Source organism: Streptomyces sp. NPDC050549 (assembly GCF_040655035.1).
Lineage (GTDB): Bacteria > Actinomycetota > Actinomycetes > Streptomycetales > Streptomycetaceae > Streptomyces.
Map to the genome: position 1 here is coordinate 64864 of NZ_JBFAJD010000043.1, position 16545 is coordinate 81408.

The window sequence follows — 16545 nt, forward strand, 5'->3', positions numbered from 1 at the left end:
TCAGAAACCCGCACACCAAACGCGGACAACTCAACTACGCCGCCCCCGAAGCCCTCCAGCTCCAGCGCCGGATCCCCCGGTACAACACCGACACCGGAGTACCGCACGGAGACATCGTGACTCTGGCAGTCGACACCTGGCTCCGGGCAAAGGGCTACCCGCCCGGCATGGCCCCGACGAAGCGGTAGCGTCATGATCGGGCCGCCCGATCAGTGCCCTCGATTCACTCATCCCGCAGCCCGGTGCACTTACCAGGGCACCGGAACAGCTCTCACTGCCCGATCACCCCCACGCCTATCCGACCGCCAGCCGACCTCTGGGCACACAAACCGCGCCCTCAGAGGGCGCCGAGCGCATGCTGGGCCACCCTTTCCGGGCTGTCACCGGTCACCTGCACGAGCGGGTCTCTGTGCACGACCGCCCCGGGGCGCAGTCGTAGGTCGTGATCCCGATTCGGTTCTGGGCGGGGCGCATCGGGCAGTCGTCGACGCGCAGCATCACTGCGGAGCCCGCGGCCTGGGGCCCGACATAGGGTTGCCGGAACTCGATCATGAAGTTCTCGCGGTGCTCGTCACTCCGCGGGGCGATCTCGGTGAGCAGCGCCGTCGCCGCCTCGGAACTCCGGGAAAGCCCGTCCCGAACCGCGCCGAGCTGGGTGAGCAGCGCCCAGTAGTCTTCCGGGCGTGGGCGAAACCACGCCTGGGGTCGAGGGCGATCTACCGCCCTTCGACCCCATGCTCGGCCAACTGCCCTATTTTTGACGTCAGTTCGGGGCAGATGTCGGCGACGACATCTGTATGGGCGACGTGCCGGGCCATCACCCTGCTCGGTGCCCGCCACCGAGTCACCGCATGCGGCACCCCGGACGCGGCGACAACGTCGGCACGGCATGGGGGCGATGCCCCGCCCCTCGTACCGCCCGGTCAGCCGCGCCGGTGTCCCACGGGCTGAGCGGTGCCCACCGCCCGGGCGTTCTCGGCGGAGGCGCCCGGATGGTCGTGCTGTGCCGTGCCTGCACCCTTCGCCGCACCCCCTGCGGCCTGCTCGGGACGGCGCAGGAGGGTGACCGCGCACCCTGCCGCGATCAGCACCAGCACCGCCGCCACGATGAGGCACAGCCGCATGCCGTCGATGAGGGAGTCCCCCAGGGCGCCGTAGACCTGACCGGCGGTGGAGCCGAGGTTCATCCCGGCGACCGCGCCCAGGCCGCCGTCCTTCGCGGTGGCGACGATCGTGTGGGCCTGGATGCCCGTCACGCCGGCGTCGGCGAGGTGGCCGGGCAGGGTGTGGACGGCGCGGGTGGACAGCAGGGCGCCGAGGACGGCCGGGCCGAGCGCGCCGCCGACCTGGCGGAAGGCGTTGTTGGCGGCCGAGGCCATACCGGCCAGGTGGTGCGGGACGGAGGCGACGGCGGTGGCCGTCATCGGGGTGGTGACCAGGCCCAGACCGACGCCCAGCACGATCAGCCGCCAGGCGATCGAGCCGTAGGAGGTGTGGGCGTCGAGGGTGGTCATGGCCAGCAGCGGCCCGGCGATCAGCAGCAGACCGGCGGTGATCATCCAGCGGGCCGGGACGCGGTGCATGAGGCGTCCGGCCGGGGCACCGGCCACGATCGCGGCGGCGGGGACGAGCAGCAGGCGGGCGCCGGCCTCCAGGGTGCCGAGCTGCTGCACCATGCCGAAGTACAGGCTGAGGACGAAGAAGAATCCGATCAGCCCGAGGAAGGTGATCAGGGCGATGAGGGCGGTGGCGGTGAAAGCCGCACTGCGGAAGACCGCCAGGTCCAGCATGGGGCTGGCGCTGCGCTTCTCGGCCACTACGAAGGCGACCAGCGCGACGACGCCCAGTGCGAGGGCGGCAACGACCTTCGGCGTGGTGAAGGAGTCGGCGCCGCCCTCGATCACGCCGTAGACCAGGGCGGTGACGCCGACGGCCGCGGTGATCTGGCCGGGCCAGTCGAGCTTGCGGCCGTGCGGGGCGCGCGAGTCGGTCAGCAGCGGGGCGGCGACGGCCATCGCGGCCAGCGAGAGGGGGATGGACAGCAGGTAGATCCAGCGCCACGAGTAGTGGTTGAGGATCACTCCGGCGATGACCGGGCCGACGGCCAGAGCCGCAAGCAGGGCCATGGCCCACATGCCGATGAACTTGCCGCGTTCGCGGAAGTCGGGCACGGCGTGGCTGATCAGCGCGAGTGTGGTGGGCAGCAGCGCGGCCGAGCCCAGGCCTGCCAGCGCCTGTCCGGCCCACAGGGTCTGGATGTTGTGTGCGCACAGGGCGACCGTGGCGCCGACAGCGCTGAAGAACAGGCCGGCCTGGAAGACCTTCTTGCGGCCGTGTACGTCGCCGAAGACACCGGCGGTCAGGATGAACGCGGCCATGGGCAGGACGAACGCGTCCTGAACCCAGGACAGTTGGGCGGTGGAGGTGTTCAGCGCCCGCTGGATGGCGGGCAGGCTGACGGCAACCGTGGTGATCGGCAGGTAGGCGACGAACACGCCGAGGCAGGCCATGACGATGGTGGCCGCCCGCCTGTCCGTCGGCCCGCTCGCCAGTGTGGTGACGTTCACGGAAATTCTCCGTTTTCTCCCGTACGGCGTGGGGCGCCGCAGTCGGTTGGGTGGGGAGGGTGGGTGGTGCTCAGGGGCTGCCGTGCTGAAGTGGGCAGCCCCCGCCTGGGGGGGCGCAGTCGGTGTCGTCCCTCAGACGTAGGTGGGCGACAGCGCCCCGCGGCTTACGCCGTCAGCCCGAACTCCGCCCGGTGCGCGGCCGGATGGCGTGCAGCTCGGCTCGGGAACGGGCGCGCTCGGCGGTGTCGAGCGGAAGGCGTCGGCGGTGAGGTCCACGGGGACGGATGCCTCTCTGGGGAAGTGGTACTGCTTTGTGTGCGGTGGTGCGACCGACTCGTCGGCACAGTGCGATCCAGAGGCCCGGAGCGCCCATGGGGGGGGATGCGAGGAGGGCACTCCGGGCCGGTCAGGGAGCGTCGGCGACGCCGCGCCGGGCAGCCCCCAGGAGTGCCGCGGCGGGCGCCGGCGCCATGTCACCGATCACCCGCTGGATGCGGGAGAGACCGGCGTGTGGGAGCGCCACCCGGTGGGACGGCGCCATGCCCGCCGCGGTGAGGTGCGTCAGCAGGACGAAGGTGCCGATGCAGACCGCCGTCGGCGCCAGCCGCGTACCCATGGGAGTCACGCCCTTTCTTCTGGACATGACCAGCATCCGCCTCACAGCCCATAACCATGAACTCAAGGGCTCGAAACGAACAGAAACCTCTAAACAGCCACGGCTACGTGTCAGACTCCTCTCGTGATCGACGATGTAGACAGGAAAATCCTCCACACGCTCCAGTGCGCGCCCCGCCTCCCGTTCCGGCACATCGCCGAGGTGACCGACGTGTCGGAGCAGACGGCCGCCCGCCGCTACCACGCCCTGCGCCGCAGCGGGGTGATGCGTGTGGTCGGCCTGGTCAACCCGGCCGTTCACGGCAAAGCCCAGTGGGTGGCCCGCATCCGCTCCCGCCCCGACCGGGTCGGGCCCCTGGCGGACTCCCTGGCCAAGCGGCCGGACATCGCCTACGCCAACCTGGCCTCCGGCGGCTCGGAGATCATCTGCATGATCCGATCCCCCGTCGAGGCTGAGCGCGACGACATCCTCCTGCGTCAACTGCCCCGTTCCGCCTCGGTCCTGGACGTCAGCATCGACCTCCTCCTGCACTCCTTCGGCGAGACCGGCACCAGCGAATGGACCGCCTACGGCGACGGCCTCACCCCCGAGCAGGTGAGGCAGGTCACCGCCGACCGGCCAACCGCGCCCACCGGACCACTGCGGCCCCCCACGGACGAGGACGCTCCCCTGCTGGACGCCCTCGCCGAGGACGGCCGCACCACCCACACCCGCCTCGCCGAACTCACCGGCTGGTCCAACGCCCGCGTCGCCCGCCGCCTGGAAACCCTGGAGACCTCGGGCACCCTCTTCTACGACGTGGAGCTGCTGCCCGAGCGCCTCGGCCACACCCTCAACGCCACCCTCTGGCTGCGCGTCTCCCCCGCCCGCCTCGAAGAGACCGGGGAGGCACTCGCGCGACACCCCGAGGTCGCCTTCGCCGGCGCCATCAGCGGCCACCACAACCTGATGGTCAGCGTCATCTGCCGCGACGCCGAGGACTTCTACCGCTACCTCACCACCAGCGTCGCCGCCATCGACGGCATCGACGCCTACGAGGTCAGCATCCGCGTCCGCCGCCTCAAACAGGCCGCCTCACTCATCTTCCACGGCCGCCTGGTCCATACGACACCCGCATAGGAGCCCGCAACGTGCTCGCGCCCCCCGGGCGGGGCCGGCGCCTCGGCCCGGACCACTCGATTCGGGTCCGGCGACGCGGAGGAGGTGTCGTATCGACCCAACGACACCTCCTGCCGTCGCCCGGATCTCCGAGCACCCCTGTCGGACTCCGGGCGCACCGCCGATTCGGCGGGAACCGGGCACCCGGACCAGTCGCGGCACCGCTCGACACCGCCGACCGTCTCTCGGTCTCGAAAGACCGGCCCTTCGCCCCTTTCGCCGGTCGAATCGCCTGTGCCCACGGCGGCCCCGGGGATGTGCGGCGCGTGCCGGCATCGGAAACGACCCGCCTATCCTCGGCGCGCGATTTTTCACCCTGCCGAAACCGGCTGCTGAACAATGTCCCGCTGCCCAGTCTCGGTCTCGCCCCGCTGGATTCCCGGCACAGACCACGCCGGATCCCCGGCAGACCGAGCAACCGGAGACGCAAGGCGTTCCCCGCAGTCAAGCGCAGCAGGAAGCCCCGTAGCCGCCTCGGCAAGACCTTGCTCGTCGCGCTCAGCGCCACCGCGCTGAGCGCCGGCCTGCAGGGCAGCGCCTCGGCCGCCGTGCTGAACCCAAGTCCCTGTGCAGAAACGGCTGGTGCGCCTCTACTCCGAGAAGGACAGACATTGAACGGCGCCGACGCCTTCGTGCGCCGCCGCGACTGGGAGTCCGTCGTGGTCTTCCGGAAGCAGGGCGAGGAGCGCCCCCGCCATCTCGCCGCCTCCCGGCACCGCGGCTATGGACCCACCGATCAACGAGGTGCCCAGGGACAGCAATCACGTCGAGATCGTGTACCACAAGGACGGCGCGAGCGCGCACGCCTTCCGCTTCGCCGAGTGGGGTGAGGTACCGGAGGCCTGGAGCAACGGCGGATGGGACAAGCCGGGCCTGGTCACCCTGGATCTGATGAGAAGCGACCTGACGACCAAGATGTCCGACGCCACTTGGGGCAGAGCCGACTTCCCGCTGGCCGGCAACCTCGCCGGCAACATCGACAAGGCTCGCCCCTCAGCGGTCCCCGCGTTCTGAGGACGAGGCCCGCACCGAGCAGCCCCCGGCGGCGCACTCCGTGCGTCCCGCCGGGGGCATCCCTGTGTCGGCCCGCCGCGGCGCCAAAACCGTGATGCCGTGGGTGGTCGGTGCCGTTGTCCTCCCTCAGGGCCTGGAGGATCCAGGTGGTGGACCAGCCGTGGAAGGTGCCGAAATCCGCCACCGTCTCGGGGCGGGTCCCACGCAGCAGGAGCCAGGTGATCTCCGCCTCGAGGTCGTCGAGTTGGGCTTTCAGCAAGGTCGGCGGCGCGAGCAGTTTCCGCTGCTTCTCGCGGACCCGGTCGAGGTCGTGGGCGTAGGCGCGGTAGAGCCGGACGATGTGATCGATGTCGATGCGCCGGTGCATGCGCGCTCCGTGCGAAACCGGTCCTGGTCGGTCAGGGCGCGGTGACGCTGGAGCGCCGGCAGGGGGCGCACGTCACACCCAGGTGTCAACTCCGGTGTCACACCCGGGTATCAGGTGCCCGGGGCCGGGTGGGACCTCCCCGGGGCGACCAGCCCCGACTCGTAGGCGAGGACAACGAGTTGCGCACGGTCGCGGGCACCGAGCTTGGTGAGAAGCCGGGTCATGTGAGTCTTGACGGTCTGCTGGGCCACCACCAGCCTCGCGGCGATCTCGGCGTTCGACAGGCCCTGCGCGACCAGGAGCAGAACCTCCGTCTCCCGGGGCGTGAGGCCGTTCAGCCGCACGCGTGTGTCCTGGCGCGGGACGGGGCGGCTCCGGGCCACGTCCTCAATGAGGCGTCGGGTGACGGACGGTGCGAGCAGCGCCTCACCGGCGGCGATCACCCGTACCGCCTGCACCAGTTCGGCGACCGGGGCGTCCTTCAGCAGGAAGCCGCTGGCCCCGGCGTGCAGGGCCGCGTAGACGTAGTCGTCGATGTCGAACGTGGTCAGCATGAGCACCCTGGGCCGGTGCACCACACCGGGCAGCGGATCGAGCAGTTGCCGCGCCGCCTCCAGCCCGTCCATCTCCGGCATGCGGACGTCCATCAGCACCACGTCGGGATGCGTGCTGCGGCTGACCTCGATGCCGAGCCGGCCGTTGGGTGCCTGACCCACGACGTCGATGTCGCTCTGCGCCGACAGCAACGCCGCGAACCCCGAACGCACCATGTCCTGGTCGTCAACGACGACCACCCGGATGGTCATGCTCATCTCTCCTGCCCCTGTGACCTGACAAGCCTCCAATCTCCCTTCGTGACAAGGGCCGCCGCCTCGGCCGAACGGCCACGAGCAACCGGCCCGACAGCCCGGACCTCGGCCGAACGGCTGATGACGGAACGTCACGGTTCTCTGGCACGTCCCCGCGGTTCCGTCCGGCGCTCAGCGGCGTGGAGCCGAGCGCGCTGCGGCACTCACGACGACTTCTTCTCCGCCGGCAGGATCGCCATGACCTCCCAGCCCCGGCGACCGGGACGGGGTCCCGTGCGCAGTTCGCCGCCGAGCGCGGTGACCCGTTCGGTCAGCCCGACCAGGCCGAAGCCGCCGCCGCGCGCGGCCTGGGGCAGCCGGGTTCCGCCACGGCCGTCATCGCGCACCGTCACCTCCAGCGCACGGCCGTCGTAGGCCAGGCCGACCGTCACCTCGGCGGCGTCGGCTGCGTGCCGCCGCACGTTGGTCAGGGCCTCCTGGACGACCCGGTAGGCGGCGGCCTGCACCTCATGGGGCAGGTCGTCGGGCACCGACGGATCGCGGTGCAGCGCGGCTTTCGGGCCGACGGGCCCGCAAAAGCCCGCCACCAGTTCGGGGAGTGCGGCCAGATCGCCCGCCGGGTTGCGGTCGGTGGTACCCGCCTCTGGGGTCTCGCGCATCAGGCCGACCGTACGCCGCATGGAGGCGAGTGCCTCGGTGGCGGAGTGTTCGACGTCCTTGAGGATCTCGGCCAGACGCTCGGGGTCGGTCGAGGCCAGGAGCTGGGCCACCTGCGTCTGCACCAGGATCCCGGTGACGTGGTGGGCCACGAAGTCGTGCAGGTCGGCAGCCATGGCGAGGCGTTCGGCCCGCTGGGTCTCGGTGATCGCCACACGACGGCGGTGGTCCAGTGCCCGCAGGTACCCGCCGAGTCCGACGGCCACGCCGGCCAACACCAGCATTCCGAACGGATTGACCGACGAGTGGCCGGCAGCCTGTCTGTAGGGCAGCCCCACAACCGCAGCACCGTCCAGAACGCCGCACGCCACCGCCCACCGCACGGGGCAGTCGCGCACCGCGACAAGGAGCAGGCACAGCAGGATCGCGATTTCGCCGGGTCCGGACAACGCCTCCCTGCCGGACAGGAACACCACCGCCGTCACTGCACCGGAGAGGACCGCGGGCACGGCCGTGAGCACCGCCGTGGTGAGCCATGCCGGCCGCCGGGCGACGGGCCACAGGAGTGCCGCCAGACCCATCGGAAGCACCACCAGCTGAGGCCACCACGAACCGCCGTCGGCGCCGGCCAACAGCAGGTCCACCCCTGCCGCCGACAGCAGCAGGACGATGCCGAACGCCCGCACGAGGCCCTGCCGGCGACCGAACGGTGCGGGAGACGCGCCGATGGCGCGCACGCTGCTCAGGAGATCCACGGCGCGACCCCAACCTCCCACCGGCACAGCCGGGTCGGCCGAAAGGCCACCTTCCGTCGCGTAACCGGCCGCGCACGTCGGCCGAACGGCCGAGGCCGAGCGAACAGGGATCTCCCCCGATTTTTCAGTGCCCGAGAGGGGCTACTGACCAATTCCCCGGAGGCCAAGACTCGTTCACGGCCGACGGCACTGCACCGCCGACGGCTCAGGCGGCCCCGGCTCACACGCCCCCCTTGTGTGGGCCCGGGCCGCCCGTGCGCCCGCGCGGACGGGCCTCATCCACGGCCATCCACCGAGTCGACTCACGGGGAAGCGAGACAGCACATTGCGCAACAAGCACAGCCGGACAGGGAAGAGACTGACGGCTCGGGGTGCCGCGTACGGGACTTCGGCCCTGCTGGTGGTGGCCGGGCTCGCAGCCGCCGTCACCCCGGCGGCAGCGGGCCCGTCGGCAGACCTGACGGCCACGGCGGCCGGCGGGTCGGCCCGGGGCGGCGTCCCCGTGACGCTGGTGACCGGTGACACCGTGAGCATGGACGGCACGGGCCGGGTGACCGGTGTGCGGCGTGGCAAAGGCCGCGGGCACATCGGTTTCTCGATACGGCGGTTCGCGGGCCACACCTACGTCGTCCCGCAGGACGCGACCCGGCTGCTGGACAGCGGCCGGCTGGACCGCCGCCTGTTCGACATCACGCAACTCGTCAAGGACGGCTACGACGACGCCCACCGCAAGCAGCTGCCGCTGATCGTCTCCTACCGGGGCGGCAGCGGCATCCAGGCCGGTGCCCGACGTGCCCTGGCCGCCACCGACGCCGATGTCGAGCAAGTGCTGCCCGCCGTCCGCGGCGTGGCACTGGCCGCCGACAAGCCGGACGTCGGCGGCGTGTGGCGGGCGCTCACCGACCCGGTCGCCGACCACGCCTCCGTGGCCGCGGCCCCCGGCATCGACCGGGTGTGGCTCGACGGGCGGGTCAAGGTGGCGGCGCAGGCCGACGGCGACCCCGATCCCGAGGGAGGCGTCGCGCAGATCGGTGCCCCCACGGCCTGGAAGAAGGGCTACGACGGCAAGGGCGTGAAGGTCGCCGTCCTGGACACCGGCATCGACGCCACCCACCCCGACCTCAAGGGCAGCATCCTCAAGACCAAGGACTTCGCCGACTCCGACTCCGACACCGGCTCCGACTCCGGCTCGACCGACGACAAGCAGGGCCACGGCACCCACGTCGCCTCCACCATCGTCGGCTCCGGTGCGGAAAGCCACGGCAAGTACAAGGGCGTGGCGCCCGGTGCGAAGCTGCTGGTCGGCAAGGTCATGGACGACACCGGCGTCGGATCCGACTCGTCGATCATCGCCGGAATGCAGTGGGCCGTGGCGCAGGGCGCCAAAGTCGTCAGCATGAGCCTGGGCGACACCGACACCCCCGGGGTGGACCCCCTGGAGAAGGCCGTGAACACCCTGTCGGCCTCCTCCCACGCCCTGTTCGTGGTCGCCGCGGGCAACGAAGGCCCCTCCGACACCACCGTCGGCACTCCGGGCTCGGCCGCGTCGGCCCTGACCGTCGCCGCGGTGGACCGGCACGACAAGGTCGCCGACTTCTCCAGCCGCGGCCCGACCGCGGACGGCGCGCTGAAGCCGGACATCGCCGCGCCCGGTGTCGACATCGTCGCGGCGCGGGCCGCCCACGGCAGCGAGGGCGAGGAGGTGGCGCCCGGATACGTGAAGATGTCGGGCACCTCCATGGCCACCCCGCATGTCGCGGGCGCCGCAGCGATCCTCGCCCAGGAGCACCCGGACTGGACCGGCGACCGGATCAAGGCCGCGCTGACCGCCTCGGCAGAGCCGCTGACCAGCACGACGGCGTACGAGGTCGGGGCGGGCCGGGTCGACCTGGCCCGGGCGACCGGCGCCGACGTCACCACCGAGCCGTCCTCGACCGGCTTCGGCGTCGCCGCCTGGCCGCACGACGACGACCAGCCGGCGACCCGGACGCTGACGTACCGCAACTCGGGCACGAAGCCCGTCACTCTGGACCTGACCTCCGACGTCACCGGCCCCGACGGCGGCAGCGCTCCCGCCGGCATGTTCACGGTCTCCCCGGCCCGGCTGACCGTCCCGGCCGGCGGCACCGCGCAGGCCACGGTCAGCGCCGACACCCGGCTCGGCGGCACCGACGGCGCCTACTCCGGTGCGGTGACCGCGAGCGGCGGCGGGCAGAGTGTGCGCACCGCTCTGGGCGTCGTCCGTGAGGTGGAGTCGCACAAGCTGAAGCTGACCGTCACCCGCCGCGACGGCAAGCGGGACGACTCACCCGGCGTCGTCGTCGCGAACCTGGACACCGGCAAGCAGTACACGCCGTTCGACGACGGCAAGAACCACCCCGACGGCACGGTCACCCTGCGGCTGCCCAGGGGCCACTACGTGGTCGACGTCCAGACCACCGACCCCCGGGGGAAGACCGCCCTGCTGGTGGCACCCCGCCTGACGCTCGACCACGACACCAGCCTCGCCCTCGACGGGCGCAGGGCCAAGCCGGTGAAGATCACCGCCCCCGACCGCCGGGCGACCCCGCGCGACGCGCAGGTCCTCTTCGCGGCCCACGGCGCCAAGGCCGCCTACGACTACGTCGGCGGGAACACCGTCGACGTCGGTGACACCGCCCTCGGCCAGATCGGCTCCGGCACCCCGGCCGGCTCCTTCGTCGCCCAGTTCGGCGGGATCTGGCAGCGCACCGCCACCTCCCCGGCGTACAACCTGGTCACCACCCGTACCGGCTCCTTCTTCACCGGTCTGAACCGCAGCTTCTCCAGCACCCGGGACATGGCCCGGGTGAACACCTCCGTCGCGACCACCCTGACCGGCGCCGAGACCACGCCCCAGGTGAACTGGTCCATACCCGACTGGCCGCAGCTCGGCCGGGCGTCCGTCGCCCTGGAAGGCGCCCGGCGCCCGGCACCGACCGCCTCTGTCGTGCAGTACCTGAGCACCGACCGCGGGCTGCGCTGGAACCTGGGCGCCGAGATCGGCAACGGCTTGCACAACGAGGACATATTCAACTTCCTCACCGACCGCCGCTTCGAGCCGGGCCACACGTACCGGGTCACGTTCGGCGGCGGTGTCCACGGGCCGGCCGTCGCGCCGGCCTCCGGAACCGGCGCCAAGCGGCTCGGCGGGTTCTCCTATGTGTGCGTGCCGATGTTCTCCGACGGCCCGGGCGACCTGGCCTACCTCCCCCAGGCGACCATCACCACCCGGCTCAGCTCCGGCTCCCGGGTCTTCACTTCCACCACCGACGACACCTGCCTGAACGTCTACGGCGGCCTGCCCGCCGGACCGACCCGCTACCGGCTGTCCATCAGCACCGACCGCACCAAGGACTACCGGACCAGCGATCACGTGGACGCGGTGTGGACCTTCACCTCCCGCGACAACGGCGAGACCAAAGGGGTCCCCTTCCCGCTCTCCGTCGTCCGCTTCCACCCGAAGCTGAGCCTGACCGACACCGCCAAGGCGGGCGCCCGCCTCACGGTGCCGCTGTCGCTCCAGGGCCCGGCCGGGGCCAAGGGCCACCTGAAGTCGCTGACCGTGCGGGTGTCGTACGACGGCGGCCGCACCTGGAAGACAGTCACCGTCCACACGGACCACGCCGGCAAGCGGTACCTCACCCTCACCCACCCGAAGAAGCCCGGCACCGTCTCCTTCCGGGCGTCCCTGACCGACACCGACGGCAACACCGCCACGGAGACCATCCACACGGCCTACCGCACTGTGCGCTAGCCATCCGGACAGCTCCACGGCGTGCCTCCGCCCATACCGGTCGGAGGCACGCCGTGTCGGTCCCGCGTCCGCAGAATGGGCCGGAATTGCCTCGAATCGGCAGCCGAACGTAGGTTGGGCGCCGATCACTGGTGTGTTTGCAGGTCGAAAGGTACGGCCCGGTGGGACGACGCGAAAAACCGGTGGACCCCGATGCCGGACCCGTGCAGCGGTTCGCGCACGAGCTGCGGCTGCTGCGCGAGAAGGCGGGAAAGCCGCCGTACCGGGAGATGGCCGAGCGGGCGGGCTACTCGACCACCGCGCTGTCCCAGGCGGCGGCAGGCGACCAGCTGCCCTCGCTCGCGTTGGTGCGCGCCTACGTTCAGGCGCTGGCCGCCGACCCCGACGAGTGGGAGCGGCGCTGGCGGGAGGCGGACGCGGAGGTCCGGGCGCCCTCGGCCGAGGAGCGGGCACCCTACCGGGGCCTGGCCCGCTTCGAACCGGGTGACAGCGATCTCTTCTTCGGCCGGGACGAGCAGGTCGGCGAGCTGCTGGGCCTGGTGCGCGCGCACCGGTTCGCGGTCGTGTCGGGCCCGTCCGGCAGCGGCAAGTCGTCCCTGCTGCGGGCCGGGCTGATCCCGGCGCTGCGGCAGGCGCAGGGCGCCGACCGTCCCGCGGTGATCCGGGTGCTCACTCCCGGTGAACAGCCCGCGTGCACGCACGAACGGGCACTCGTCCCGAAAGACGCGGGGGACGGAGAGGACGGCGGCCTGGACACCTGGGTGATCGTCGACCAGTTCGAGGAGCTGTTCACCCTCTGCCATGACCGCGCGGAACGCGACCGCTTCCTGGATCTGCTGCTGTCCGCCCGCGATCCCGCGAGCCGGCTGCGCGTGGCCATCGCCGTGCGCGGCGACTTCTACGGCCACTGCGGCACCCATCCGCAGCTGGCAGCGGCGGTCGGCCGGGCAACCCTGCTGATCGGGCCGATGGGCCGGGAGGAACTGCGGGACGTGATCACGAAGCCCGCGATCGCCGAGGGCCTGAACGTCGAGCGCGCGCTGACCGCCCGCGTCATCGACGAGGTCACCGACCAGCCGGGCGCCCTGCCGATGCTCTCGCATGCCCTGCTGGAGACCTGGCGCCGACGCCGCGGCCGCACCCTCACCCTGGCGGCGTACGAGGAGGCGGGCGGCGTGCACGGCGCGATCGCCACCACCGCCGAACAGGTCTACGGCGAGCTGGCGCCGGAGCAGGCCCGCACCGCCCGCCGCATCCTGCTGCGGCTGATCGCCCCCGGGGACGGCGCCGCCGACACGCGCCGCCCGGCGTCCCGGGCCGAGCTTGGGCCCGACGCGCAGGACGTGCTGGAACGCCTCGCCGCCGCCCGGCTCGTCACCCTGGACGGCGACACCGTCGAACTGGCCCACGAAGTGCTGATCACCGGCTGGCCCCGGCTGGCAGGCTGGATCGAGGAGGGCCGGGAGCGGCTGCGCGCGCAGCGCCTGCTCGGCGAGTCGGCCCGCGCCTGGGAGCAGCTGGACCGGGATGCCAGCGCGCTGTACCGGGGGGCGCGGCTGGCCCAGGCCGAGGAGCTGCTCGGCGGACCCTCACAGGACGACCTCGCCGAGCTGGAGCGGGCGTTCCTTGACGCCTCGCGCGCCGCGCGGGACGCCGAGCAAGAGGCCGAGGCACGGGCCACCCGCCGTACCCGCGTGCTCACCGCGGGCCTGTCCGCGTTCCTGGTGCTCGCGCTGGCCGCGGGCCTGCTGGCCTGGCAAAGGGGCCGGACGAGCGAGGAGGAGGCGGCCAAGGCGGCCGCCCGCCGCCTGGCCACAGTGGCCGGCAGCCTGCGCGCCGCAGACCCCCGCACAGCCGCCCGGCTCTCGGTCGCGGCCTGGCGGCTCGCCCCGCTGACCGAGTCCCGCTCGGCCCTGCTCGAGGCTCTGGCCCGGCCGGAGCGGGACACCTTCACCGACCCGCAGACGGGCGAGAACGTCCAGCGCTACCTCACCGGCCAGGGTCGCTCCCTGGTCACCGTCACTGACGGCAGGGTGACCGTCCGGAACGTGGCCGACCACCGGGTCACCGCCACCTACCACCTGCCCGCCGGCACCGAGGTCGCCGAGGGCGGCCCCGACGCCCGCTTCCTCGTCGTCAGCGGCCAGGACGGCGACCAACTGTGGAACCTCGCCTCCGGCAGAACCGTCGCCGACCTGGGCGACACGGTCGACTGGGCGGCCGACGGCAGCACCTACCTCACCGGTCCGTCGGACGGCGCCGGCTCGGTGCGCGTGCACCGGACCGGCGACGGCAAGGCGCTGTTCACCACGGACGTGCCGCGCGGCCTGACCGCCGCCGCCGTCAGCCCGGACGGCCGTCTCCTCGCCCTGTGCACGGCCGGCGGCGCACCCCAGGCGTGGGACACCGTCCACGGCAGGAAGCTGACGGGCGCCTGGGAGAGGGCGCGCGGCGGCGTCTGCGGTACCGGCTCGGGAGCAGACGGCGGTTCGCGTCTGCTGCGGTTCAGCGCGGACGGTCGGCGCCTGGCCGCCGTCCTCGGAAACACGTCCACGGTCTGGAACGTCTCCGGCGGGCGAGAGGTCGCCGACTTCGCCAGCGCCGACACCACGGGCTTCACGGACGCCGTCCTCTCCCCGGACGGGCAGTTCCTGGCCACGGCCGACAGCAAGGAGATCGCCGTGTGGCGACTGGCCAACGGCGGCACTCAGGTCTTCCACACGCCGCTGGCCGGCGCCGAGGTGACAGGCCTGGCCTGGGACCCGGACACGAGCCACCGGACACTCCGTTATCTCGACGGCGCCACGGTCCGCACGTACGACATGAGCGACCGCCTGGACGCCCACTGGCAGCGCACGCCGACCGACGCGACCGCGCTCGACCCGGACGGCTCCGTCCTGGCCACCGCCACCCGCTCCGGCACCGGCTACCGCTTCGAGCTGCGCGCCACCGGCAGCCGAGCCGTCCTCACCCGCACCACGCTCGGCCCCCAGCCGACCGACACCGGCGACGGCCCCCCGCTACTGGCCTACAGCCCGGACGGCCGCTTCCTCGCCGTCGCCGACACCGTCTCCTCGCACGGCTCCCTGCGCCAGCGCTTCAGCGTCTGGGACATGCGCGCGCACCGGGTCCGCACGTCGTTCGAGACGTCCGGCGCGGCCGACCGCACCGTCTACGCACTGGCCCTCGGCCCCGGCGGCCGGACACTGCTGGCCGTCCGCTCCACGGGCGGCGGCAGTGCGGCCGAGGTCTGGGACACCCGTGGCCACCGGCGGACCGCCACCTTGAACGCCCTTTCCCAGGGCAGTCTCGCGCTGCGGCCCGACGGGCGCCTGCTCGCCGACGCCGCCGACCAGTACGCCGAGCTGCCGTCCGGCCGCGTGCGCGGGCACGCCCTGGCCGACGGCCGGCAGGTCACCGCGCTGGCCTTCAGCCCCGACGGCACCCGGCTCGCCGCCGGCGACTCCACCGGGCACGTGACGCTGTGGGACGGTGACCTGCGTACTCGGATGGGCCTGCTGACCGGCACCTCGGACACCGGCCCCCGCGGTGCCGCCGAGGCCGTGGGCGCACTCGCCTTCTCGCCCGACGGCTCCACCCTTGCCGTGGGCGGCCAGTACGGCACCCTGCGCCTGTGGGACACCGCCGGGCAGCAGCAGCTCGGCACCGACCTGCCCACCGCCGGCGACGAGATCGACACCCTCGCCTTCACCGACGACGGCGCCACCCTGTACGCCGGCGGGCTGGACGTGCTGCTGCAGGGCTACCCGGTCGCCCCGGACGACATCGTCCGCGTCCTGTGTGCCCGGGCCGGAGGCGGACTCACCGGCGCACAGTGGCGCACGTACGTGCCCGACGTGTCGTACCGGCAGGTGTGCCCCAGGACACGGTGAGTGATGACGGACCTGGAGCGCGAGAGGAGTTTTTTGTTCACAGCGACTGCGACAGTCGCTGAAAAATAGCCCTGACCTGCAGGATCGGACTCCGCTGGTCCCCGATCCCAGGTTCTGGTCCTCATGCGCACACACCTCGTCCTCCCCTCTCTCCTCCTGCTCGGCTCGCTCTCCGCGACAGCGGCGTGCTCGTCCGGATCGTCCGGAACGGCGAGTTCGACGACCGCCGGAGCACGGCCCGGCTCGTCCTCCACCGTCTCCCCGGTCCACTCCGTGGACCCCTCGAAGATCAAGGGCCTGCAGCTCGTCAACGACAACAGCGAGAGCACCTCCTGCGCGTGGGCCACCAGCTACCCCGACGTGCCCGGCGCGAGCGCGATGACCGACGTGATGAAGAAGTACGTGGAGGAGCGCCTGGCAACCTTCCGCTCGACGTGTCAGGGCGACCACAGCGAGCTCAACATCAGCCACCAGTTCCTGGTCGCCTCAGGGGACGTCCTCGGCGTCCGGCTCAGCACTCAGGACGGCACCACCGCCGGGAACGGACTGTCCAGTCGCACCTACTGGTACGACGGGAAGGCCGACGCATACCGCACGGCACTCGCACTCGTCGCGGACGGTTCCCGAGACGCCTTCGTCACCGCCCTGAAAGACAGGCTCAAGGGGCGGGAGGGCACGGACGCGGACACGCTGAACGAGGCGTTCACGGACCGCTCGAACCTCACGTCCCTCCTCGACGACATGGACTTCACCGCGGACGGCGGGCTGCGGGTGACCTTCGACGCGGGCGCCGTGGGCGCCGACGCCGCCGGCTCCTACATCGTGACCCTGTCCAAGGAGACGGTCACCCCCTGGCTGTCCGCCTTCGGCAGGCGCGCCCAGCACCAGACCCTCCAGCCGTCCCGCTCACTCGACCTCGGGGCGACGAGCACGC

Annotated in this window: 10 protein-coding genes; 6 read left to right on the plus strand and 4 right to left on the minus strand. The window is 72.2% G+C overall.

Annotated elements, in window-relative coordinates:
- Nucleotides 1-923: 923 nt before the first annotated feature.
- Both AB0I51_RS40275 and AB0I51_RS40280 read right to left on the minus strand, forming a co-directional pair.
- The gene (locus AB0I51_RS40275; RefSeq protein ID WP_362983354.1) at nucleotides 924-2567 is read right to left on the minus strand and encodes an MFS transporter; all 1644 of its coding nucleotides are present in this window, start codon (nucleotides 2565-2567) and stop codon (nucleotides 924-926) included.
- A gap of 406 nt (nucleotides 2568-2973) precedes the next feature.
- The gene (locus tag AB0I51_RS40280; RefSeq protein WP_362983355.1) at nucleotides 2974-3183 is read right to left on the minus strand and encodes a hypothetical protein; all 210 of its coding nucleotides are present in this window, start codon (nucleotides 3181-3183) and stop codon (nucleotides 2974-2976) included.
- Between the two features lie 123 nt (nucleotides 3184-3306).
- On the opposite strand from AB0I51_RS40280, the gene AB0I51_RS40285 reads away from it, so the two are divergent.
- From AB0I51_RS40285 to AB0I51_RS40295, 3 genes are all read left to right on the plus strand, one after another.
- The gene (locus AB0I51_RS40285; protein WP_362983356.1) at nucleotides 3307-4302 is read left to right on the plus strand and encodes an Lrp/AsnC family transcriptional regulator; all 996 of its coding nucleotides are present in this window, start codon (nucleotides 3307-3309) and stop codon (nucleotides 4300-4302) included.
- A gap of 762 nt (nucleotides 4303-5064) precedes the next feature.
- On the plus strand, nucleotides 5065-5355 hold the full coding sequence (locus AB0I51_RS40290) for an NPP1 family protein (RefSeq protein ID WP_362983357.1): 291 nt from the start codon (nucleotides 5065-5067) through the stop codon (nucleotides 5353-5355).
- Between the two features lie 160 nt (nucleotides 5356-5515).
- On the plus strand, nucleotides 5516-5767 hold the full coding sequence (locus AB0I51_RS40295) for a hypothetical protein (protein ID WP_362983358.1): 252 nt from the start codon (nucleotides 5516-5518) through the stop codon (nucleotides 5765-5767).
- A gap of 65 nt (nucleotides 5768-5832) precedes the next feature.
- On the opposite strand, the gene AB0I51_RS40300 is transcribed toward AB0I51_RS40295, so the two are convergent.
- Together AB0I51_RS40300 and AB0I51_RS40305 are read right to left on the minus strand one after the other, a co-directional pair.
- Entirely contained in the window at nucleotides 5833-6528 is a 696-nt protein-coding gene (locus AB0I51_RS40300) for a response regulator transcription factor (RefSeq protein WP_362983359.1), read from the minus strand.
- 206 nt (nucleotides 6529-6734) lie between these two features.
- A complete protein-coding gene (locus tag AB0I51_RS40305; RefSeq protein ID WP_362983360.1) occupies nucleotides 6735-7943 on the minus strand; it encodes a sensor histidine kinase in 1209 nt (402 codons plus the stop codon).
- Nucleotides 7944-8346: 403 nt separating this feature from the next.
- Here AB0I51_RS40305 and AB0I51_RS40310 point away from each other — a divergent pair, with 403 nt between their 5' ends.
- The 3 genes from AB0I51_RS40310 to AB0I51_RS40320 all read left to right on the plus strand — a co-directional run.
- Nucleotides 8347-11718: a S8 family peptidase gene (locus tag AB0I51_RS40310; RefSeq protein WP_362983361.1), complete on the plus strand. Its 3372-nt coding sequence runs from the start codon at nucleotides 8347-8349 to the stop codon at nucleotides 11716-11718.
- 161 nt (nucleotides 11719-11879) lie between these two features.
- Entirely contained in the window at nucleotides 11880-15611 is a 3732-nt protein-coding gene (locus AB0I51_RS40315; protein ID WP_362983362.1) for a hypothetical protein, read from the plus strand.
- Between the two features lie 123 nt (nucleotides 15612-15734).
- A partial coding sequence (locus tag AB0I51_RS40320) for a hypothetical protein (RefSeq protein ID WP_362983363.1) occupies nucleotides 15735-16545 on the plus strand: 811 nt, incomplete at its 3' end.